At 71.2% G+C, this 20,542-nt stretch carries 20 protein-coding genes and 1 riboswitch; of the genes, 10 read left to right on the forward strand and 10 right to left on the reverse strand.

Annotated elements, in window-relative coordinates:
• Positions 1-75: 75 nt before the first annotated feature.
• Positions 76-357, reverse strand: coding sequence for a DUF4031 domain-containing protein (locus tag Q0994_RS17200; RefSeq protein WP_299535437.1), 282 nt, complete (start codon positions 355-357; stop codon positions 76-78).
• Entirely contained in the window at positions 354-722 is a 369-nt protein-coding gene (locus Q0994_RS17205; RefSeq protein WP_299535440.1) for a hypothetical protein, read from the reverse strand. The genes Q0994_RS17200 and Q0994_RS17205 overlap by 4 nt, the downstream gene beginning before the upstream one ends.
• A gap of 157 nt (positions 723-879) precedes the next feature.
• On the opposite strand from Q0994_RS17205, the gene Q0994_RS17210 reads away from it, so the two are divergent.
• The 6 genes from Q0994_RS17210 (at position 880) to Q0994_RS17235 (ending at position 6,693) form a co-directional block, all read left to right on the forward strand.
• Positions 880-1,794: a MurR/RpiR family transcriptional regulator gene (locus Q0994_RS17210; protein ID WP_299535442.1), complete on the forward strand. Its 915-nt coding sequence runs from the start codon at positions 880-882 to the stop codon at positions 1,792-1,794.
• A 60-nt stretch (positions 1,795-1,854) separates the two neighbouring features.
• A complete protein-coding gene (murQ, locus tag Q0994_RS17215; protein WP_299535446.1) occupies positions 1,855-2,835 on the forward strand; it encodes an N-acetylmuramic acid 6-phosphate etherase in 981 nt (326 codons plus the stop codon).
• Positions 2,836-2,887: 52 nt separating this feature from the next.
• Positions 2,888-4,534: a PTS transporter subunit EIIC gene (locus Q0994_RS17220; RefSeq protein WP_299535449.1), complete on the forward strand. Its 1,647-nt coding sequence runs from the start codon at positions 2,888-2,890 to the stop codon at positions 4,532-4,534.
• A gap of 593 nt (positions 4,535-5,127) precedes the next feature.
• Entirely contained in the window at positions 5,128-5,394 is a 267-nt protein-coding gene (locus tag Q0994_RS17225) for a hypothetical protein (protein WP_299535451.1), read from the forward strand.
• Between the two features lie 366 nt (positions 5,395-5,760).
• Complete coding sequence (locus Q0994_RS17230) at positions 5,761-5,931, forward strand: hydrophobic protein (RefSeq protein ID WP_299535453.1); 171 nt, start codon at positions 5,761-5,763, stop codon at positions 5,929-5,931.
• A gap of 408 nt (positions 5,932-6,339) precedes the next feature.
• Positions 6,340-6,693, forward strand: a complete 354-nt coding sequence (locus tag Q0994_RS17235) for a PRC-barrel domain-containing protein (RefSeq protein WP_299535456.1) — start codon at positions 6,340-6,342, stop codon at positions 6,691-6,693.
• A gap of 189 nt (positions 6,694-6,882) precedes the next feature.
• Here the strand turns inward: Q0994_RS17235 and Q0994_RS17240 are convergent, their stop codons facing one another.
• The 3 genes from Q0994_RS17240 to Q0994_RS17250 form a co-directional block, all read right to left on the reverse strand.
• Positions 6,883-7,122, reverse strand: coding sequence for a hypothetical protein (locus Q0994_RS17240; RefSeq protein WP_299535750.1), 240 nt, complete (start codon positions 7,120-7,122; stop codon positions 6,883-6,885).
• A gap of 331 nt (positions 7,123-7,453) precedes the next feature.
• The gene (locus tag Q0994_RS17245) at positions 7,454-7,723 is read right to left on the reverse strand and encodes a hypothetical protein (protein ID WP_299535458.1); all 270 of its coding nucleotides are present in this window, start codon (positions 7,721-7,723) and stop codon (positions 7,454-7,456) included.
• A gap of 150 nt (positions 7,724-7,873) precedes the next feature.
• A complete protein-coding gene (locus Q0994_RS17250; protein ID WP_299535460.1) occupies positions 7,874-8,914 on the reverse strand; it encodes a phosphotransferase in 1,041 nt (346 codons plus the stop codon).
• A gap of 188 nt (positions 8,915-9,102) precedes the next feature.
• Here Q0994_RS17250 and hemC point away from each other — a divergent pair, with 188 nt between their 5' ends.
• Positions 9,103-10,038, forward strand: coding sequence for a hydroxymethylbilane synthase (hemC, locus tag Q0994_RS17255; protein WP_299535462.1), 936 nt, complete (start codon positions 9,103-9,105; stop codon positions 10,036-10,038).
• A 1,424-nt stretch (positions 10,039-11,462) separates the two neighbouring features.
• On the forward strand, positions 11,463-12,401 hold the full coding sequence (locus tag Q0994_RS17260; protein WP_299535464.1) for a hypothetical protein: 939 nt from the start codon (positions 11,463-11,465) through the stop codon (positions 12,399-12,401).
• Positions 12,402-12,459: 58 nt separating this feature from the next.
• Here the strand turns inward: Q0994_RS17260 and Q0994_RS17265 are convergent, their stop codons facing one another.
• From Q0994_RS17265 to thrC, 5 genes are all read right to left on the reverse strand, one after another.
• Positions 12,460-13,029 carry a potassium channel family protein gene (locus Q0994_RS17265; RefSeq protein ID WP_299535466.1) on the reverse strand — a complete coding sequence of 190 codons (570 nt, stop codon included), beginning with the start codon at positions 13,027-13,029 and terminating at the stop codon, positions 12,460-12,462.
• Between the two features lie 237 nt (positions 13,030-13,266).
• Positions 13,267-14,889 (reverse strand): chaperonin GroEL, encoded by a 1,623-nt coding sequence (groL, locus tag Q0994_RS17270; protein ID WP_299535469.1) that lies wholly within the window; start codon positions 14,887-14,889, stop codon positions 13,267-13,269.
• Positions 14,890-15,323: 434 nt separating this feature from the next.
• A complete protein-coding gene (locus tag Q0994_RS17275; protein WP_003967346.1) occupies positions 15,324-15,530 on the reverse strand; it encodes a cold-shock protein in 207 nt (68 codons plus the stop codon).
• Between the two features lie 476 nt (positions 15,531-16,006).
• Complete coding sequence (locus Q0994_RS17280) at positions 16,007-16,285, reverse strand: MoaD/ThiS family protein (RefSeq protein ID WP_299535526.1); 279 nt, start codon at positions 16,283-16,285, stop codon at positions 16,007-16,009.
• 28 nt (positions 16,286-16,313) lie between these two features.
• Entirely contained in the window at positions 16,314-17,606 is a 1,293-nt protein-coding gene (gene thrC, locus Q0994_RS17285) for a threonine synthase (protein WP_299535528.1), read from the reverse strand.
• 19 nt (positions 17,607-17,625) lie between these two features.
• A riboswitch (SAM riboswitch) is annotated at positions 17,626-17,753 on the reverse strand.
• Between the two features lie 152 nt (positions 17,754-17,905).
• Here thrC and Q0994_RS17290 point away from each other — a divergent pair.
• Together Q0994_RS17290 and Q0994_RS17295 are read left to right on the forward strand one after the other, a co-directional pair.
• Positions 17,906-18,853 (forward strand): glucosyl-3-phosphoglycerate synthase, encoded by a 948-nt coding sequence (locus Q0994_RS17290; RefSeq protein ID WP_299535530.1) that lies wholly within the window; start codon positions 17,906-17,908, stop codon positions 18,851-18,853.
• Between the two features lie 252 nt (positions 18,854-19,105).
• On the forward strand, positions 19,106-20,491 hold the full coding sequence (locus tag Q0994_RS17295; RefSeq protein ID WP_299535532.1) for a trehalose-6-phosphate synthase: 1,386 nt from the start codon (positions 19,106-19,108) through the stop codon (positions 20,489-20,491).
• Positions 20,492-20,542: the final 51 nt, after the last annotated feature.

Raw genomic sequence — 20,542 nt, forward strand, 5'->3', positions numbered from 1 at the left:
GCCCGGCTCGTTCGCGCGGCCGGGCGGCGGCTCGGGGTGCTGGTGGGCCGTGGGGTGCTCGGGCCGCCGGGCGCGTCAGGCCGCGCCGCCGGGCGCGGGCCGTCCCTTCGGTCGGCGCAGCCCCGCCTCGGTGATGCGCCGGACCAGTTCCTTCGAGCCGATCTCCCGCGCCCCGGCCCGTACCACGTCGGCGTAGCGCGATTCCGGTACGTCGTAGTGGTCCCGCTCGAAGGCGCGCGGCGGGCAGCCGACGGCGGCCGCGAAGGCGTGCAGTTCCTCGAACGACTCGTCGCTGACCAGGTGCGACCAGAGCCGCCCGTGGCCCGGCCAGGTCGGCGGGTCGATGTACACCGTCATCGGCCCGGTATTCCGGCCAGGCCGCCGACCGGGGCCACCCGCACGGCCGCCTTGGTGCAGACCCAGTGCGGGTCGGGCCCCAGTTCGGGCTCCACGTCGAGGGCGTGCGGCCCGTCTTCCGTACAGACCGGGCACAGCGGCCAGCGGCCGTACTTTTCGAGCAGCGCGTCCTGCACGTCCTGAGCGATCAGCCCGGCGACGAACTCCGCACCCTGCGGCCACTGCTCCACCCACCACCGGCGCTCGGTCACCGCGTCCTCGACCATCGAGACGATCTCCGCCTCCGCGACGTCGCCGGCCACGAGATCGGCCATGACGAGGGCGCGCGCGGTGTGCAGTGCTTGCTCCAGGGGGTTCAGCTCCATGCGCCCATTGTCGCCCCGCCGCGGCCGGGCCCGGCGATCGCGGTGCCCGCCGGGGCCGTGGGTCCGGAGGGCTGGGGTCGCCGGGCCCCCATGGTCCCGGCGGAAAAGGGACCAATGGAGGGTTGACGGACGAGAGGGTTGAAAATATCTTTCAGATGTGACCAACGTTCTGAAGGAAAGTTTCACCGGCGAGAACCCGCCCGCGCCGGCCGCCCTCGCGGCCAAGGTGCGGACGCTCGCGCCGTCGATGACCCGCTCCATGCAGCTCGTCGCCGAAGCCGTCGCCGGCGACCCGGCCGGCTGCGCCGCGCTCACGGTCACCGGTCTCGCCGAGCGCACCGGCACCAGCGAAGCCACCGTCGTACGCACCGCGCGCCTGCTCGGATACCCCGGCTACCGGGACCTCCGACTCGCCCTGGCAGGGCTCGCCGCCCACCAGGAATCGGGACGGGCGCCCGTGGTCACCGCCGACATCTCGGTGGATGATCCGATAGCGGACGTGGTCACCAAGCTGGCCCTCGACGAGCAGCAGACGCTCGCCGACACGGCCGCGGGACTCGACACGGCGCAGCTCGCGGCCGTCGTCGCGGCCGCGGCGACCGCCCGCCGCATCGACGTGTACGGCGTGGGCGCCTCGTCCCTCGTCGGACAGGACCTGGCACAGAAGCTCCTGCGGATCGGGCTGATCGCGCACGCCCACTCCGACCCGCACCTGGCGGTCACCAACGCCGTCCAGCTGCGGGCCGGGGACATGGCGATCGCGGTCACCCACTCCGGTTCGACCAGCGACGTGATCGAGCCCCTCCGGGTGGCCTTCGACCACGGCGCGACCACCGTGGCGATCACCGGTCGCCCCGACAGCGCGGTCACCCAGTACGCCGACCACGTGCTGACCACGGCGACCTCGCGGGAGAGCGAGCTGCGGCCCGCCGCCATGTCGAGCCGCACCAGCCAGCTCCTGGTCGTGGACTGCCTCTTCATAGGGGTCGCCCAGCTCACCTACGAGACGGCCGCCCCGGCCCTCTCCGCCTCCTACGAGGCGCTCGCCCACCGACACCCCCGTACCCGCTGAACCGTCGCCCGCCCCGCACCCGGCCGGCGTAGCACGCATCGAGAAAGCAGAGCCGCTTCCATGACCACCTCCGCAGCCTCCGGTACCACCGCCAGCACGCCCGCCGCGGCCGACGCCGGCTACGGCGAACTGCGCGCGCAACTCGCCGGCCTCGCGACCGAGGCGTTCCGCCCCGAGCTCGCCGAGATCGACCGGCTGTCCACGCCGGAGATCGCGCGGATCATGAACGGCGAGGACCAGTCCGTCGCCTCCGCGGTGGCCGAACGGCTCCCGGAGATCGCCGCCGCGATCGACGCGGTGGCGGACCGCATGGCGCGCGGCGGCCGACTGATCTACGCGGGCGCCGGCACGGCGGGCCGCCTCGGCGTGCTGGACGCCAGCGAGTGCCCGCCCACCTTCAACACCGACCCGTCCGAGGTCGTCGGCCTGATCGCGGGCGGCCCCTCCGCCATGGTGAAGGCCGTCGAGGGCGCGGAGGACAGCAAGGAACTGGCCGCCGCCGACCTCGACGGTCTCGGCCTGACCGCCGACGACACGGTGGTGGGCATCTCCGCCTCGGGCCGCACCCCGTACGCGATCGGCGCGGTCGAGCACGCCCGTGCGGCGGGCGCCCTCACCCTCGGCCTGTCGTGCAACGCCGACTCCGCGCTCGCCGCCGCCGCCGAGCACGGCCTGGAGGTCGTCACCGGCCCCGAACTGCTCACCGGCTCGACGCGTCTGAAGGCCGGCACGGCCCAGAAGCTCGTGCTCAACATGATCTCGACCATCACGATGATCCGTCTCGGCAAGACCTACGGAAACCTGATGGTCGACGTGCGCGCCTCGAACGAGAAGCTCCAGGCCCGCTCGCGCCGCATCGTGTCGCTGGCCACCGGAGCCTCCGACGCGGAGATCGAGTCCGCCCTCGCCGCCACCGGCGGCGAGGTCAAGCACGCGATCCTCATCGTCCTCGGCCAGGTGGACGGCCCGACCGCCGCCCGGCTGCTGAGCGAGTCCCAGGGCCACCTGCGGGCCGCGCTCGCCGCCGCCTCCGCCCTCTGACCCGTCCGTCCGAACCCCCCACAACCCCCCGCACAGCAAGGCACCCCGCACCATGGCACCTGATGACAAGAACCGCGCCACTGCCGCCGCGATCCTGCCGCTCGTCGGTGGCGCCGCGAACGTCGGCTCCGTCGTCCACTGCATGACCCGGCTCCGACTGGGCCTGCACGACCGGACCCTCGTCGACGAGGACGCCCTGAAGGCGCTCCCCGCCGTGATGGGCGTGGTCGACGACGACACCTACCAGATCGTCCTCGGGCCGGGCACCGTCGCCCGGGTGACCCCGGAGTTCGAGAAACTGGTCGAGGAGGAACGGGCGGCGGCTCCGGCCGCGACGCCCGCCCCGGCGGCGAATGGCGGGGCGACGGCGGCCGGCACGGAGACGGCGGCCGGTTCGGAGACGGCGGCCGGTTCGGCCCCGGTGAGCGCCGAGGAACTGGCCGCGCAGGGCGCGGAGATCCGGGCCGCGCGGAAGGCGAAGAACGCCACCCCGTTCAAGCTGTTCCTGCGCAAGATCGCCAACATCTTCGTCCCGCTGATCCCGGCCCTCATCGGCTGCGGCATCATCGCCGGTCTCAACGGCCTGCTGATCAACCTGGAATGGCTGCCCGCGGTGACCCCCGCGCTGGCCGCCATCGCCTCCGGCTTCATGGCCCTGATCGCGGTGTTCGTGGGGTACAACACGGCGAAGGAGTTCGGCGGCACGCCGATTCTCGGTGGTGCGGTCGCCGCGATCATCGTCTACGCGGGCGTCGCCAACATCGACGCCTTCGGCCAGACGCTGTCGCCCGGTCAGGGCGGTGTCCTCGGCGCCCTCGCCGCGGCCGCCCTCGCCGTCTACGTCGAGAAGTGGTGCCGGCGCTGGGTGCCGGAGGCCCTGGACGTGCTGGTCACGCCGACCCTCACGGTCCTGATCTCGGGTCTCGTCACGATCTTCGGCCTGATGTTCGTGGCCGGTGAGGTCTCCTCCGGCATCGGCACCTTCGCCGACTGGCTGCTCTCCCACGGTGGCGCGGGCGCGGGCCTGCTGCTCGGCGGCTTCTTCCTGCCGCTGGTGATGCTCGGCCTGCACCAGGCGCTCATCCCGATCCACACCACGCTCATCGAGGGTCAGGGCTACACGGTCCTGCTCCCGATCCTCGCCATGGCGGGCGCCGGCCAGGTCGGTGCGGCCGTCGCGGTCTACCTCCGCCTCCCGCGCAACGAGTCGATCCGCCGCACCATCAAGTCCTCGCTGCCGGCCGGTCTGCTGGGCGTCGGCGAGCCGCTGATCTACGGTGTCTCGCTGCCCCTCGGCCGCCCGTTCATCACGGCCTGCGTCGGCGGCGCGTTCGGCGGCGGTTTCGTGGGGCTGTTCAACCAGCTCGGCGACGCGGTCGGCTCCACCGCCATCGGCCCGTCCGGCTGGGCCCTCTTCCCGCTGCTCGACGGCAGCAAGGGCCTCGGCACGACCGTCGCGATCTACGCCGGTGGGCTGATCGTCGGTTACGTCGTCGGGTTCGCCGCCACGTACTTCTTCGGCTTCAGCAAGGACCTGCTGGCCGAGTTCAACGTGTCGCAGGAGCCCGCCGCCACCCCGGTGCCCGCCACGGCCACCGCCGCCACGGCCGCCCCCACGGCGGGTACCCCGGCCACCGCACCGGCCGTCGACCCGGAGGGACCCGCGCCGACCGAGCCCAAGAAGCCGGTCGGGGTCTGACCGACCGGGACCCGTCCAGCGTCCGCCCGCCGGGACCCGGGGCGCAAACCCGGTGACTCACCATGACGGAGCCGCCCCTCCCCCACGGGAGGGGCGGCTCCGCGGCTACGCGGACGAGCAAGCGGGACGGCTCCGCGGCTACGCGGACGAGCAAGCGGGGCGACTCCGCGGCTACGCGGACGAGCAGGCGGGCGTACGACGGCACGGGCGGCCCGGGGCGGGCGGGGCCGGCGCTCCGGAAGCCGACGAGCGGGATGGCGGTGGGCCGACCGGCCGGGCTGGGGGGCGGGGCGCGCCGACAGCCGGGGTGGGTGGGCGGGGCGACTCGGTCCGGGGTGGGGTGAACCGTGCGGCCGCACCCGCGTCAACCGTCAACCCCTCCGGAGTCGCCGTCTCCGGCCTGAGGCGATATCCGGTCAGCCACGCCTCGGCGGCAAGGCAGGTCAGCCGCCCAATCCCTCCTCAGACCTACCAGAATGGCTGGAAACGTGTGATCCAATCGGGGGACGACATATGCCACTGTCCCTATGCATTCCACTACAGTCCGTCGCATTCGCCATGATCGCCATGGCGTCAGTGCACCAGGAGCTCCCGTGGGACGGTTGTTCACCAAGTTCGGAGGTCTGACCGCGCTCGCGCTGCTCGCCTTCACCGTGGCCGACCCGGCGCAGGCCGGTCAGTTGGGCATCGGCAAGGCCCGGCCGACTGCGGTGGAATCCGCCCTCGGCACGACGGAGTCCGTCGCCGCCTCGCTGCCGGACCCCGGAGGTCGAGCCCACGGAACGCACCAAGACCGGGTAGGGGGCACGGACCACTTCCCGTGGGTCGCCGCGTTCCTCCGCGAGGTCCGGGTGCCGTAGACGCCCGCGTGCACCGGTGCCATGAGCGCCGCAAGGCCCGGGTGCCATGAGCGCCCGCGCGAAACGGGTGCCCTGAGCACCCACGCGGTCCGAGTGCTGCGTTTCCGGCCGCCTGCACCCTCGGGCCGCACGCCATCGGACGACCCCGCTACGCACCCCCGAGCCGTCGCGCCGGACCACCACCACCCGGCGCGTTCTCCGGGGCGGGACCACACCGGGACCGGCGAGCCACGGAACGCCTCTCCGTTCACACGAACCGCAGAAAGCGCTCCTCGCCCGCACAGGATGACCCTGCATCAACTTTCACGCATACACCGCGTGTAGACAATGTGGTCGAGGGCAGCAGGTGTCTCGGAGGTAATAACTATGGTTCCCCTGCTTCTCGTTCTCCTGCTCGCACTGATTCTTTTCGGCGCCGGTTTCGCACTCAAGGCTCTGTGGTGGATTGCCATCATCGTGCTGGTGGTGTGGCTCATCGGATTCTTCGTCCGCCCGACTGCGAGCGGCGGCAAGCGCGGCCGCTGGTACCGCTGGTAAAGCAGCGCTTCCGGCAAGGAGCCGCTGACCACACGTCGGCGAGCACCCACGTGCGGGGGCCCGGACCATCACGGACGAACCAACAGCGTCCGTTGCGGTCCGGGCCCCCGCACGTGTACGCCTCCGCCCGGTACCCAGCACCGGGCACCGGGCACCGGACGCCGGACACCGGACACCGTCTCGCCCCGGCCCCCGGCCCCCGGCAACGATGCACGGCTACCCGCTGCAGATTCCCGCGTGTAAGGGACACGACAGGGGGAAGGCGATGCTTCGAGCGCCCCTCACCGAGGAATTCGGAACACCGCACCTGCGGAGAGTTATTCGTTCCGAGCACCGCGCGGAATACCGGACGAATATCTCCGGTACGGGCGTTCATGCCGAATGGACCACCAAGGAAGGAGCCCATCAATGAGCGACAACCTGTGGGGTTACCAGCCGTCGAGTGGCTATGCCGCCGGCACCGATCTGACCGGCTTCTCGGTCGAGGCCATCGACGGCAGCATCGGCAAGGTCGACAAGCACTCCGACGGTGTGGGCTCGTCCCACCTGTTGATCGACACCGGAGTGTGGATTTTCGGCAAGGAGGTGCTGCTGCCCGCCGGTACGGTCACGCGCATCGACACGGAGGACCGCAAGGTCTACGTGGACCTGACCAAGGAGCAGATCAAGGGGTCTCCGGACTTCGACCGCCAGTCGCACGTGGCGGATCCGGGGTACCACGCGGAGCTCGGCACGTACTACGCCGCGCACCGTTTCGTCTGACGCTCCCACCGGCCGGGACTCTGCCCCGTACGCCCGGACCAGCGCCGGTCCGCCCGCACCCGGAGAGCCCGGCAGCGCACCCGGCACAGAGGCGGGGCGGCCCGAAGAGGGACGCCCCGCCGTTCCGCGCGCCCACCACCGGATATACGTCCGTCGCTCACCGTCGCCGCCCGCTTCCCTCTCCCCGCCTCAACGCGGCAACTGTCTCTGCCGGTTGATCTCCTTCACCCTGGCACGCAGCACGACACTCGGAGACGCCGGGCACAGCGACTCCACCGGGCACTCCCACACCGCCCCACCGCCGGGTGGTCTCAGGCGCACGGCCGTCCCGAGGGTCTCGACCACGCGCCCGACCCGGCCCGCCCGCCCGTCCACGACGAACGACCCCAGCACAAGCGGTTCGTGGACCGACTCGGGCGCGGGCGCCACGGAGAGCGGTGCCGCCGGCGTCAGCGGTGCGGCAGCCGGTGACCCGGGCACTCGTGCCCCACCCGGCGCACACGCCCCGCCGGGCACGGGCGGCTCGCCCGGCACGCCTGGTTGGCTCGGCGCAGGTAGTCCGCCCAGCGCGAGTGTCCCGTCCGGCACGGACAGCCTCCCGCCCGGTGCGGACAGCGTCCCACCCGGCACCGGCAGCGACCCGCCCGGTGCCGACAGCGTCCCGCCCGGTGCGGATTGATCGCTCAGCACAGGCTGCTCATCCGATTCGGCCGGGCGCGTCTCCCGCTCGCCCCGGCCGGCCCCACGCGGCGCGCCCCCTTCACCCTGCATGGCGGGCGGCCTTCTCCTCGTCACCACAACACGCCGCCCGGCCTTCCAGCGCCTTGCTCAGCAGAATGGCCACCTCCACGTTGCACCGGCCGAGATCGATCAGGGGCGTGGGTTGGTTGCCCGCACTGGACACGGGATCGAGCCGCAGCGAGGGCAAGTGGACCCCCACGCCGGCGAGACCTTTTCTCAGCCGCATCAACGCGTCCTCGGCCTCCCGCACGTCCCCCGCTGCCACCCTGCGTCGTTCCGTCGCATTCATGCTTCATACCTTCCACGCTGAGTAGCGGCAATGCATACACAGCGTGGTCAAATCGCCTTGATCCTCAAGGAGGAGCCGCTCCGGCAGCCTCAGATGTGCTACAGGGAGTCGCCGAACCGCCCCGCCCGCCCCTGCCCGGCGAACGGGCCGTCAGAACTCCGGGTCCGTGAGGAGTTCCATCAGCCAGAGGCCGCTCTCCCGTCCGCCGGGCACGCCCTCCCCGGCGGACGGGGACGAGGACGGAGAGGGGAACATGCGGGTCCAGGAGGCTGCGCGGCCGAGGGCGGCGAGGTGGCAGGCCAGACTCAGAGCCCGTCGCAGCTCCTTGGCCGTGGCGCCCATGGCGGTCCAGGGTTCCAGATAGGCGTCCCGGAGTCCGGGCAGCGAGTCGGGACCGTACTGGTCGCGCACGGTACGGGCGGGCACCAGAAAGCTGCAGAAGGGGTGCGAGACGGCGGCATCGCCCCAGTCGAAGAACGTGAACCACCCGGCGGCCGGCCGGAACACCTGCCCGTCGTGCAGGTCGGAGTGATCCAGCGCATCGGGCACACCGACGGCCGCCAGCTCCTCGCAACGCTCCGCGAGTTGCGGACGGAGGCCGGCCAGTCGCCGACGTTCGTCCGGCAGGAGCGTGGCGCTCTCCTCGACGAGCCGGTCGAAGAGCTCCGGCAGTTCGACGGTACGGGCGCTCGGGACCCCCCGCGCCTCCAACTGCGCGGTGTGGGGAAGGAGAGCGCGCTGCATCTCCGCGTACTGGCGAAGGAGCGCCGCCCACGCGTCGGGGGCGTCGTCCGGATTCCGGGCGAGCACGTCCCTGAGCAGTTCGCCCCCCTCGGGCAACAGCGACCAGCCGCGCCGCTCGTCCACCGCGAGCGGTGTCAGCACGTGGTCCGGGACCAGGTCGGCGAGCACCGATGCCAGCGGCCCCTCAAAGGCACCGGCCGGCGGATTCGCCTTGAACCAGACCCTGCCGCCTCCCTCCACGGGAATGCGCGCGAGCACGGACCACGGCCTCACCCGCACACTCCACCGCCCGGCCCCCCTCATTCCCTGCACCGCGAGCCGCTCCGCGACCCAGTCGTGTACGTCGCTCCGCCAGTCCACCCGGTCCCAGGGGGTCACCGCGTCCGGGTACTGCCCTCGGTCCACCGCCTCCGGCGCTTCCGATGCCTCCGAGTTCGCGTGTTCCATGTCACCATCCCAGCAGCTCCGCCCTCCCGGGGGCCAGGCATTTCCCGGCAGGGCGCCCGCGACCTGCGGCCCCCTGGACCGGCTCGCCCGCGCACCCGGTCCGACGTTTCTCGAACGCCCTTGCACCAAGCGGGAGAAGGCATCGCGTCGATCTGCCCAGCCATACGGCGGCGGTCTATCGTGGGAGCATGGCGACCCCCGAACTGATCCGTATCGTTTCCCGTGACTCGCCCATGGCGCTCGCCCAGGTGGAACGCGTACGGACCGAACTGGCGGCCCTGCACCCCGGTATCGCCACCGAGGTCGTGCCCGTGAAGACCACCGGGGACAAATGGCTGGGCGACCTCTCGCTGGTCGAGGGGAAGGGCGCCTTCACCAAGGAGGTCGACGCCGCGCTACTCGCCGGAGAGGCGGATCTCGCGGTGCACTGCGTCAAGGACGTGCCCGCCGACCGGCCGCTGCCCGCAGGAACCGTGTTCGCCGCCTTCCTGGAACGGGACGACGTGCGGGACGCCTTGGTCCACCCCGGCGGGCTCGCCCTGGACCAGCTCCCGGCCGGCACCCGGATCGGGACCTCGTCGGTGCGCCGGGTCGCCCAGCTCGCGGCCAGCCACCCCCACCTCGACTGTGTGCCGTTCCGGGGCAACGCCAACCGGCGACTGGAGAAGCTGGCCGCCGGGGAGGCGGACGCGTTGCTCCTCGCCGCCTCGGGCCTGGAACGCATCGGCCGCGCCGACGTGATCACGGAGATCCTCTCCACCGACGTCATGTGCCCGCCGATCGGCGCGGGCGTCCTCGCCCTCCAGTGCCGCGAGGGCGACGACGCCACCGTGGAAGCGGTCGCCGGCCTCAACCACCCCGACACGTACCGTGAGACCACCGCGGAGCGGATGTTCCTGCACGTCCTCCAGGGCCACTGCAACAGCCCGATCGCCGGTTTCGCCAAAGCCCAGCGCAACGGGGACCTCTCCCTGCGCGCCTGCGTGTTCACTCCGGACGGCAAGACGGTGCTCAACGCCCACGAGTGGGCAGGTCCGCTGGATCCCGCCACCCTGGGCACGTCCGTCGCCGTCTCCCTCCTCCGCCAGGGCGCGCGCAGTCTCATCGACGGCATCGCGCACTGACGACGGCCTCCGCACGTCCCGGCGCCCGGGTCTCGGGCCCCGTGACCCGGCCACGCGACACCGGGTCTCCGGACCGACGGCCGTCGGAGCACGAACCGGCGCCGCCCGCCGACTCGGGCCGCACCGCAGTCGGCACGGCCGCAGCGCCCCCCGCCTACGGTCCGGCCGTCACCGGATCGGAGCCGGTGCAGGCTGCGCCCCCTGGACCCGGCACGTCTGAACGCCTGGCAGCGGAGGCCGAGATCCGGGACCCGGCCACCGAGAACGGCCTCGGCAACGAGCCGGTCGCCCCGCTCCCCCGCACGTTCGCATCCAGTTTTCCCGACTGCGGTGCCACCGCCGACTGCGGACGCCGTCCCGACTGCGATCACTGTCCCAACCGTGCTCGCTGTCCCCACTGCGATCGCCGTCCCGATGTCCAGCTCGCGCCGTTCGGCGCGAGGCACCGTGCCACCGGGGCAACCGCACGCCCCGGCTCCGCCGTCGACGCCACTGCCACAGTCACAGCCACAGCCACAGCCACGGGTTTCTCCGCCACAGCCGGCATACAGGTCTTCCCTCATCCTCATCACTGCCTCCCCCAACGGCCCGCTCACGGGCCGGACGTGCGGTCCCCCACCGTCCCGGCGCCGCCAGGACCTCGGAAAGCCCGCCGAACCGCCTCCACAGCAGCTCTGATTACAGAACGTAACAGTGCGAGCGCGGCGTGACCATAACTCTCCGTGAAGGTGACCCCATCGGGTGATTCGGAAGCACGTTCGGTCGACGCTCGGCCCACCCGCGCGCCCCCACCCGTCACCCAGCCCGGGTCACACCACCGCTCGCCACCCGGCCGGAACCGCGCACCGACACTCACCCCCGCCACCGCCCGCCCGCCCGAGCCGAACGCATCAACCCCGCCGCGTTCGCGCCCGCACCCCGCGACACCCCGGCCCTCGCCACCGCCGATCACCCCAGCCACTCGGCCACTCGGCCACCCGAAGCTCAAGGGGCGAGATCCGAGATGTCTTAACAAGGATGGGGAGGGAGGGACTGTTTCCCGCCCACCCACCCCGTAGCCGATTTGACGTTTCGTGACCGACTTGCCACGGACCGTGGTGAGGATCTAGCGTTTCGCCTCATCCGGAGACCACCGACCCGACGCACCGTCAGAAGGTCGGCAAAGAGACTCCGACCGGGATCGCGGAAAGCTCCAGCAGGAGCGCTCTCCGAGCCACCGGGAAGGGCGCTTCGACCGAACGCCCCGTAAACCAGACGGCCCCCGCCGGTGTCCAAAACACCTGACGAGGGCCTGACCACACGGATCGAAAGAGCGATCAATGGCTGCCAACCAGTTTAGTGACGCCCCCTGTGCCCCGCACGAATCAGGGCCGCCCGCACAGAAGTCCACCGCATCCCTTGCGCCACCCCCAACACCGCACCCGATGGCCAATCCCGGTTACGGCAAGCGTTCCGCGCCGGGCCAGCGGCCGCGTACAGCGTCGGACTTCACCCACCTGGCCCCTCGTGACGCGGCGGTGGCGGCCTACGTGGACCGGTTGCCGGACGGCTCGGACATCTCCGTGAAGACGCTGGCACGGGTTCTCCCCTACGGGCAGTGTGCGATCGCCACCACCCTCAACCGCCTCCAAGCAGCGGGACATCTGCGGCGTGCCCGGGACGTCGAGGCGGACGCCACGATGCTGTTCTGGGTGACCCGCACGTACTTCTCCCGTACCGCACGCGAGGACGCCTGGTGGGCCGCGTTCGCCAACGGCGACGCGCTCCCGGAACCGCAACGGCCGACCCGTTCACGGGCGTTCATCCTGCTTGCCGCCCTCGGCCGGACCGCCCCCGCGCTCTCGCTGGCCGAACGGGACTGCGTACGGCTGGAGCCGAAGGTGAGCGAGTGGTTCGAACGGGGCGCGAGCGAGCCGGAGATCCTGCGCGCGCTCACCGCCGGTCTGCCCAACCCCGTCCACCACGCAGCCTCGCTGGTGGAACGACGGCTCGTCGACAAGCTCCCGCCGCTACGGGTCGCGCCGCCGCGCGTGGTCCTGAGAACCCTGGAATGCGGGAAGTGCGGGGCACCCGGCCCCCCGGAGGCCCTGCCGGGTGGCCTCTGCCGCCCCTGTCGGACCCCCGCTGCCCCCGACACCCCGTACGGGACGCCCGGCACACTCCCCAGCACCGGCGTCCTCAGCACGGGCACCCTCAGCACCGGCGTCCTCAGCACGGGCACCCTCAGCACCGGCGCCCCCGGCAGCGTCGCCTCCGACGGCGTCAGCAGCCGCATGAACCAGGTCAGGGCAGGCATGCTTCCCCGCGAGGAACGCCCGAGGGGCCGCGCCGGAGTCACCATCCACCGGCACCGCCGAAGCTGACGGCTCCTGTCCCGGGCACCCCGGCCTACCAACTCGGGGCCCCGAAACCCGACCGGGCTCAGCGCTCCGGAGCCCTCGCCCCCGTACCGCCCCCGCTGGCGTCATCGCTGCCGCTACTGCTGCCCGTGCCCCTGCCGCTGCCCCTGCCGTCATCGCGTGTGAGCAGGTGCTCCAGCCGGTCGAACCGGGTGTGCAGGGAACGAAGTTCCTGGTCGACGTCGGCCCGGCCTCGGGCTTCGGCATGTCCGACCACCCGGGTCAGACGACGGGCACCCGCCGCCGCGCTGCCCACGAACCAGGTGGCCAGGGAGGCCGTGACGATGCTGAACACAGAAATACCGACGAGCATCACGATCCCCGCGATGATCCGGCCGGCCAGGGTGACCGGGTAGAGATCCCCGTAGCCGACCGTCGTCGCGGTCTCCACCGCCCACCACAGGGCGAGCGGGAAAGAGGTGATGGACGCCTTGGGCGACGACGCCTCGAAGGGGACGATGATCCACGCGCCGAGCAGCAGGACCAGCACCACCCCCGCCGCTGCCCACAGCGACGCCTTCACGTGCAGCCGCCGCCAACGGTCGTTGAGCAACAGCTTGCGGAGCAGGTAGACGGCAGACGACGGAGGCATGACCCGACGCTATCCGCGCCCATGGCCCACGGCGGCGGGACACGGCGAGAACCCCGGAGCACGGACCTCACACGCCGGACGCCGTACCTCACGCCCCGTGACGCACCCCTCACCGCGCCCGCACCTTCACGCCCCGCACCCCGCACCCCGCACACAACGCGTCGGCCCCCGGGACGAATCCCGGGGGCCGACGTGGCACCTGTGCGAGGCTGCGGTGGAACTACCGATCCCGGAGGATCAGAAGTCCATGTCACCGCCCGGCATGCCACCCGGGGCGGCAGCGCCGGCCTTCTCGGGCTTGTCGGCGATGACGGCCTCGGTGGTGAGGAACAGCGCGGCGATGGAGGCGGCGTTCTGCAGAGCGGAGCGCGTGACCTTCGCCGGGTCGATGATGCCCTCGGCGATCATGTCGACGTACTCGCCGGTCGCGGCGTTGAGACCGTGACCGATCGGCAGGTTGCGGACCTTCTCCACGATGACGCCGCCCTCGAGACCACCGTTGACGGCGATCTGCTTGAGCGGAGCCTCCAGCGCGAGCTTGACGGCGTTGGCGCCGGTGGCCTCGTCGCCCGTCAGGTCGAGCTTGTCGAAGACGCTGGACGCCTGGAGCAGAGCCACGCCACCACCGGCGACGATGCCCTCCTCGACGGCGGCCTTGGCGTTGCGCACCGCGTCCTCGATGCGGTGCTTGCGCTCCTTGAGCTCCACCTCGGTGGCGGCGCCGGCCTTGATGACGGCCACGCCGCCGGCCAGCTTCGCCAGGCGCTCCTGGAGCTTCTCGCGGTCGTAGTCCGAGTCGGAGTTCTCGATCTCGGCACGGATCTGCTTGACGCGACCCTGAACCTGGTCGCTCTCACCGGCGCCGTCGACGATCGTCGTCTCGTCCTTGGTGATGACGACCTTGCGGGCGCGGCCGAGCAGGTCCAGGCCGGCGTTCTCCAGCTTGAGACCGACCTCCTCGGAGATCACGGTGCCGCCGGTGAGGATGGCGATGTCCGCGAGCATGGCCTTGCGGCGGTCGCCGAAGCCCGGAGCCTTGACGGCGACGGACTTGAAGGTGCCCTTGATCTTGTTGACGACCAGGGTCGACAGGGCCTCGCCCTCGACGTCCTCGGCGATGATCAGCAGGGGCTTGCCCGACTGCATGACCTTCTCCAGCAGCGGGATGAGGTCCTTGACGCTGCCGATCTTCGAGTTGACGATCAGGATGTACGGGTCGTCGAGCGACGCCTCCATACGCTCCATGTCGGTCGCGAAGTACGCCGAGATGTAGCCCTTGTCGAAGCGCATACCCTCGGTGAGCTCCAGCTCCAGACCGAAGGTCTGGGACTCCTCGACGGTGATGACGCCTTCCTTGCCGACCTTGTCCATCGCCTCGGCGATCTTGGCGCCGATCTCGGTGTCGGCGGCGGAGATGGAGGCGGTCGAAGCGATCTGCTCCTTGGTCTCCACGTCCTTGGCCTGCTCCAGCAGAGCGGTGGAGACGGCCTCGACGGCCTTCTCGATGCCCCGCTTGAGGGCCATCGGGTTGGCACCGGCGGCGACGTTGCGCAGGCCCTCGCGGACGAGCGCCTGGGCGAGAACGGTGGCGGTGGTCGTACCGTCGCCGGCGACGTCGTCCGTCTTCTTGGCGACCTCCTTGACCAGCTCCGCACCGATCTTCTCGTACGGGTCCTCGAGCTCGATCTCCTTGGCGATGGAAACACCATCGTTGGTGATCGTGGGCGCGCCCCACTTCTTCTCGAGGACGACGTTACGGCCCTTGGGGCCGAGGGTGACCTTGACGGCGTCGGCGAGCTGGTTCATCCCGCGCTCGAGACCGCGCCGTGCCTCCTCGTCGAACGCGATGATCTTGGCCATGTGAAGTGGTCCTCCCGGACGGGGTGGATTCTCCGGACCGAGTGGCGCCCGCGACGGACGGCCTGCGTGCCCGGTGGTTCCTTGCCCCACCGCGCCTGCGGGCCTCACCGGCCCGGTCCAAGTTCTGTCACTCTCACCTGGAGAGTGCTAACGCCAATGATTAGCACTCGACCCCTGCGAGTGCAAGCGTCTCCCTCTTCCTGGGGACGGCGCAAGCACCTCGCCGGCCACCCGTGGGGCCCGTGTGGCAGGAGGGATCAGCGAACCCCGCGCACGGAAAGCACGCACGACGAGAGCGCGCGAAGTGCGCGAGGCGCGCGAGGGACTCAGGCCGGAGGACGGCGCGGGAACAGGGACGCACGTGGGGCCCGCACCCTCCGGAGAGGGTGCGGGCCCCACGTGCGTGAGTAGTGTTGTCGGCCGACCGCGCCGAGCTAGCCGACGGCGAGCTTGACCATGTCCGCCTGCGGGCCCTTCTGGCCCTGCGAGATCTCGAATTCAACCCGCTGACCCTCTTCGAGGGTGCGGTACCCGTCCATCTGGATCGCGCTGTAGTGGACGAAGACATCCGCACCACCGTCGACCGCGATGAAGCCGTACCCCTTCTCCGCGTTGAACCACTTGACGGTGCCCTGAGCCATGATCTAACTCCCCTATTACTGGCCCCTACACAGGCCCGCACCTCGCGGACCCGGGTCAGAACCCACCCTCCGACCGGAGAAGGTGCGTGCGCCGGAACGCGTCGACCGCGGCTGAATGTATCTGCCCAACTGCCCTCTGCAACAGGTCAATCGGACGAGAATTCTGGGCACAACTGAACGCCCGAACATGAGGAATCAGTGAGAATCTCACACAAGTCGGGCTGGACATAGGCCACTTACCATGCAGGAAGGGACGGCACTTTGGCTGCTTCTCGTCGCGTCCGGGCGCGATCTCGTACGCGGGCGGAGCGGGCAGCGGAGGGGGCTTCCCCAACTGTACCCCGTTCAACCATGCAGAATTGCCCCCTCCGTGACGGGCACGGAGGGGGCAACGGCAGGGAACAACGGCACAACGGATGGGCGAAGTTGACGCGGCGGGCCGGCTGACCGACCGTCCCGTCACGACGCGCGCGGGGTCAGCAGCCCCCGGCGACCGCGGGGATGATCGAGACGCCCGCGCCGTCCGGCGTGGCCGCGTCGAGGCCGCCCTCGAAACGCACGTCGTCGTCGTTGACGTAGACGTTGACGAAGCGGCGGAGCTTGCCCTGGTCGTCCAGGACGCGGGCGGCGATGCCCGGGTGGTTCTCCTCCAGCGAGGCGATGACCTCGGACAGCTTGGCGCCCTCGGCCGGGACCTCGGCCTGGCCGCCGGTGTAGGTGCGGAGGATGGTGGGGATGCGGACCTTGACGCTCATGGCGCGGCCTTTCTCGGGTCTCGGGTGGTCAGGAGGCGGCGAGGCCGGCGTCGCGGAACGCGTCCAGGCTCGGCTTGATGGTCGCGGTCGGCCCCGTGGTCGGCGCCACCGCGTCCAGGGTCTTCAGGCCGTCGCCGGTGTTGAGGACGACGGTGGTGAGCGTCGGGTCCAGGAGACCGGCGTCGATGAGCTTCTTCGTCACGCCCACCGTCACCCCGCCCGCGGTCTCGGCGAAGATGCCCTCGGTGCGGGCGAGCAGCTTGATCGCGTCCACGACCTGCTCGTCGTTCACGTCCTCCACGGCGCCACCGGTCCGGCGGGCGATGTCCAGGACGTACGGGCCGTCGGCCGGGTTGCCGATCGCCAGCGACTTGGCGATGGTGTTCGGCTTCTGCGGGCGCACCACGTCGTGGCCGGCCTTGAAGGCGGTCGAGACCGGCGAACAGCCTTCGGCCTGAGCGCCGAAGATCTTGTACGGCTTGTCCTCGACCAGACCGAGCTTGATCAGCTCCTGGAGACCCTTGTCGATCTTCGTGAGCTGCGAGCCCGAGGCGATCGGGATCACGATCTGGTCCGGCAGGCGCCAGCCGAGCTGCTCGCAGATCTCGTACGCCAGCGTCTTGGAGCCCTCGCCGTAGTAAGGACGCAGGTTGACGTTGACGAAGCCCCAGCCCTCGCCGAGCGGGTCGCCGATCAGCTCGGAGCAGAACCGGTTCACGTCGTCGTAATTGCCCTCGATGCCGACCAGCTCGCCGCCGTACACCGCGGCCATGACGACCTTGCCCTGCTCCAGGTCGTGCGGGATGAACACGCAGGAGCGGAAACCGGCCCGCGCGGCGGCGGCGCCGACCGCGCCGGCGAGGTTGCCGGTGGAGGAGCAGGAGAGCGTGGTGAATCCGAAGGCGCGGGCGGCCTCGACGGCGATGGCGACGACACGGTCCTTGAAGGAGTGCGTCGGGTTGCCGGAGTCGTCCTTGACGTACAGGCCGCCGGTGACGCCCAGTTCACGGGCGAGGTTGTCGGCCTTGACCAGCTTGGTGAAGCCGGGGTTGATGCTGGGCTTGTCCGCGACGTCGGCGGGGACCGGCAGCAGCGGCGCGTAGCGCCAGATGTTGTTCGGGCCGGCTTCGATGCGCTTCCTCAGCTCGTCCGGGGAGCCGCTCGGCAGGTCGTACGCCACTTCGAGCGGCCCGAAACAGGACTCGCACGCGAAGATGGGGCCGAGTGCGAAGCGCTCGCCGCACTCGCGGCAGGAAAGCGCGGTGGCGGGGCCGAGGTCGACGGAAGTTCCGGCGGCAGCTGCGACGGTCTGAACAGCCATGATGGGGGAGGTCCCTTTCTCCTCATCTTCCTTGCGACGCATTTCGCCGCAAGACGGAATTGGCACCTTCCCCACCGTGACCTCGCGGTCGGCGGGAGGGTTGCCGGGACTTCAACGGGCCGTTCCCTCAGTCCCTCTGGATGAGCGCTGTGGCAATGGACCTGCGGTCCATGCGTTTGTCAACCGACCGGCCCCGAGATGCGGGGGCAGTCCGCGTTGTTCAAGACTGTAACCGAACCACCGGACGATCGAGATAGTCGTCCGTTCCGCGAGATGGATCACACAGAGGGGGTACGCCCGTGCTGGAAGAAGTCGAAAGCTGGCTGGCCAGGCGCTCCTGGACCGCCGCAGACCGCCCGCTGGACCAGCTCCTGGTGGCCCGTGCGCGGGCCGCTCGCAGGTCGAGCGTGAGTGTCGTGCTCCCCGCCCTGAACGAAGAGGCGACCGTCGGCGACATCGTGCGCACGATCCGCCGGGACCTGATGGAGAAGGTGCCTCTGATCGACGAACTGGTGGTGATCGACTCCGGCTCCACGGACCGGACCTCCGAGGTCGCGCGGGCCGCCGGCGCCCGTGTGGTGCACCGCGACGAGATACTGCCGCGCCTGGCCACCGTGCCCGGCAAGGGCGAGGTGCTCTGGCGCTCACTCCTCGTGACCAAGGGCGAGATCGTGTGCTTCGTCGACGCGGATCTCAAGGACTTCTCGTCGGACTTCGTGTCCGGCACGGTGGGTCCCCTGCTCACCGACCCGGACGTCCAGTTCGTGAAGGCCATGTACGACCGTCCGCTCGGCGACAGCACCGGGCAGGGCGGAAGGGTCACCGAACTGGTCGCGCGACCGCTGCTCAACCTGCACTGGCCGCAGCTCTCGGGCTTCGTGCAGCCGCTCGGCGGCGAGTACGCCGTCCGCCGCTCCCTGCTGGAACGGCTGCCGTTCCCGGTGGGCTACGGCGTCGAGCTGGCCCTGCTGGTCGACGCCCTGCACACCGTGGGCCTGGACGCGCTGGCCCAGGTCGACGTCGGCGAGCGCAAGCACCGGCACCAGGACGGTCAGGCACTGGGCAGGATGGCCGCCACCATCTACCGCACCGCGCACCTGCGCCTGTCCCGCAACCTCGTACGGCCCGAGCTGACGCAGTTCGAGCGCGGCGAGAGGGGTTTCGTCCCCCGCACCTACGCGGTGGACACCGAGGAACGGCCGCCCATGCGCGAGATCGAGGAGTACACGCTCAGCCGGGCCGCCTGAGGACCCCCGTCGCCGCGCGGCGCGAGGCTCGTCCTCCCGCCGCGCGGTCCCGTGTCCGGGAAGCCTCCAGGGGCTCGCCTGGCCCCGGGCTCCGCACGCCGGTGCATCCGCCCGCTCGGGGCGGGTGCACCGGCGTGTGTACATCCGGCGGAGCGCCGGGGGTACACGCGGGCGCGCGCCGGGGGCCTTGCGGCCCGGCCCGCACCTCGACAGCACGTTTGGGGGGTTACGTATCGGGCTAGGTTCCGCTACATGGTCTCCGAGCACGCTGCACAAGTCCTCGTCGCGTCCAACCGCGGCCCCGTGTCGTACACGCTGAGGGAGGACGGCTCCCTCGACGCGAGCAGGGGCGGCGGCGGTCTCGTCTCCGGTCTCAGCGCCGTCGACGACAAGCTGTGGGTCTGCGCGGCGCTCGGTGAGGGGGACCGCGAGGCGGTCCGGCGCGGAGTCGGCGAGCCGGGCGTCCGGATGCTCGACATCGACCCCGAGGTGCACGCGGACGCCTACAACGGCATCGCGAACTCGGTGCTCTGGTTCGTCCACCACATGCTCTACTCCACGCCGATGGAGCCCGTCTTCGACACGGAGTTCCGCCGCAGGTGGGCGGCGTACGAGGCGTACAACCGGGCCTTCGCGCAGGCGCTCGCGGAGGAGGCCGGCGAGGGCGCGGCGGTCCTGGTGCAGGACTACCACCTGGCGCTCGTCCCCGGCATGCTCCGGGAGCTCCGCCCCGACCTGCGGATCGGCCACTTCTCGCACACCCCGTGGGCGCCCGTGGACTACTTCCGGCTGCTGCCCGACGACATCGGCGAGCAGCTCCTGCGCGGCATCCTCGGCGCGGACCGGGCGGCCTTCCTGACCCGGCGCTGGGCGGACGCCTTCATCGGCTGCTGCGCGGAGATCCTGGGCGGCACCGGGCGGACCCGGATCGGGGTGCACGGGCTCGGGGCGGACGGCGACTTCCTGCTCCGCAGGTCGCACGAGGCGGACGTGGACGAGCGGATGGACGCGCTGCGCGCGCAGATCGGCGGCGACGGCAGCCGCAGGACGATCGTCCGGGTGGACCGCACCGAGCTGTCGAAGAACATCGTCCGCGGCCTGCACGCCTACCGCACGCTGCTGGAGGAGCGCCCGGAGTGGCGCGAGCGGGTGGTGCACGTGGCCTTCGCCTACCCGTCCCGGCAGGACCTGGAGTCCTACCGGACGTACACGGCGGCCGTGCAGACGCTGACCGACGAGATCAACAAGACCTACGGCACGGACGGCTGGACGCCGGTGGTGCTGCACGTGCGCGACGACTTCGCCCGCTCGCTGGCCGCCTACCGGCTGGCCGACGTGGCGCTGGTCAACCCGATCCGGGACGGCATGAACCTGGTCGCCAAGGAGATGCCGGTCGTCTCGGACCGGGGCGTGGCCCTGGTGCTGTCCCGGGAGGCCGGGGCGTACGAGGAGCTGGGCGCCGACGCGGTCGTGGTCAACCCGTACGACGTGACCGGCACGGCGGAGGCGCTGCACGAGGCGCTGTCGATGGACGACGACGAGCGGGCGGCCCGCAGCGAGCGCCTCGCCGCGGCGGCCACGGCGCTGCCTCCGCAGCAGTGGTTCCTGGAGCAGCTCGACGCGCTCCGGCAGGGCTGAACGGCGCGCCGCCCCCGTCCTCCGGATCGAGCCGGGCGGGCGGGGGCGGCG

This window comes from uncultured Streptomyces sp. (assembly GCF_947488945.1).
Lineage (GTDB): Bacteria > Actinomycetota > Actinomycetes > Streptomycetales > Streptomycetaceae > Streptomyces.

Coding starts and splice junctions, on each gene's coding strand:
- murQ (WP_299535446.1), top strand. CDS start 1,855: ATGACCACCTCCGCAGCCTCCGGTACCACCGCCAGCACGCCCGCCGCG.
- Q0994_RS17250 (WP_299535460.1), bottom strand. CDS start 8,914: ATGGAACACGCGAACTCGGAGGCATCGGAAGCGCCGGAGGCGGTGGAC.
- Q0994_RS17275 (WP_003967346.1), bottom strand. CDS start 15,530: ATGGCTCAGGGCACCGTCAAGTGGTTCAACGCGGAGAAGGGGTACGGC.
- hemC (WP_299535462.1), top strand. CDS start 9,103: ATGGCGACCCCCGAACTGATCCGTATCGTTTCCCGTGACTCGCCCATG.
- groL (WP_299535469.1), bottom strand. CDS start 14,889: ATGGCCAAGATCATCGCGTTCGACGAGGAGGCACGGCGCGGTCTCGAG.
- Q0994_RS17205 (WP_299535440.1), bottom strand. CDS start 722: ATGGAGCTGAACCCCCTGGAGCAAGCACTGCACACCGCGCGCGCCCTC.
- Q0994_RS17220 (WP_299535449.1), top strand. CDS start 2,888: ATGGCACCTGATGACAAGAACCGCGCCACTGCCGCCGCGATCCTGCCG.
- Q0994_RS17260 (WP_299535464.1), top strand. CDS start 11,463: ATGGCCAATCCCGGTTACGGCAAGCGTTCCGCGCCGGGCCAGCGGCCG.
- Q0994_RS17235 (WP_299535456.1), top strand. CDS start 6,340: ATGAGCGACAACCTGTGGGGTTACCAGCCGTCGAGTGGCTATGCCGCC.
- Q0994_RS17245 (WP_299535458.1), bottom strand. CDS start 7,723: ATGAATGCGACGGAACGACGCAGGGTGGCAGCGGGGGACGTGCGGGAG.
- Q0994_RS17295 (WP_299535532.1), top strand. CDS start 19,106: ATGGTCTCCGAGCACGCTGCACAAGTCCTCGTCGCGTCCAACCGCGGC.
- Q0994_RS17200 (WP_299535437.1), bottom strand. CDS start 357: ATGACGGTGTACATCGACCCGCCGACCTGGCCGGGCCACGGGCGGCTC.
- Q0994_RS17265 (WP_299535466.1), bottom strand. CDS start 13,029: ATGCCTCCGTCGTCTGCCGTCTACCTGCTCCGCAAGCTGTTGCTCAAC.
- Q0994_RS17280 (WP_299535526.1), bottom strand. CDS start 16,285: ATGAGCGTCAAGGTCCGCATCCCCACCATCCTCCGCACCTACACCGGC.
- Q0994_RS17230 (WP_299535453.1), top strand. CDS start 5,761: ATGGTTCCCCTGCTTCTCGTTCTCCTGCTCGCACTGATTCTTTTCGGC.
- thrC (WP_299535528.1), bottom strand. CDS start 17,606: ATGGCTGTTCAGACCGTCGCAGCTGCCGCCGGAACTTCCGTCGACCTC.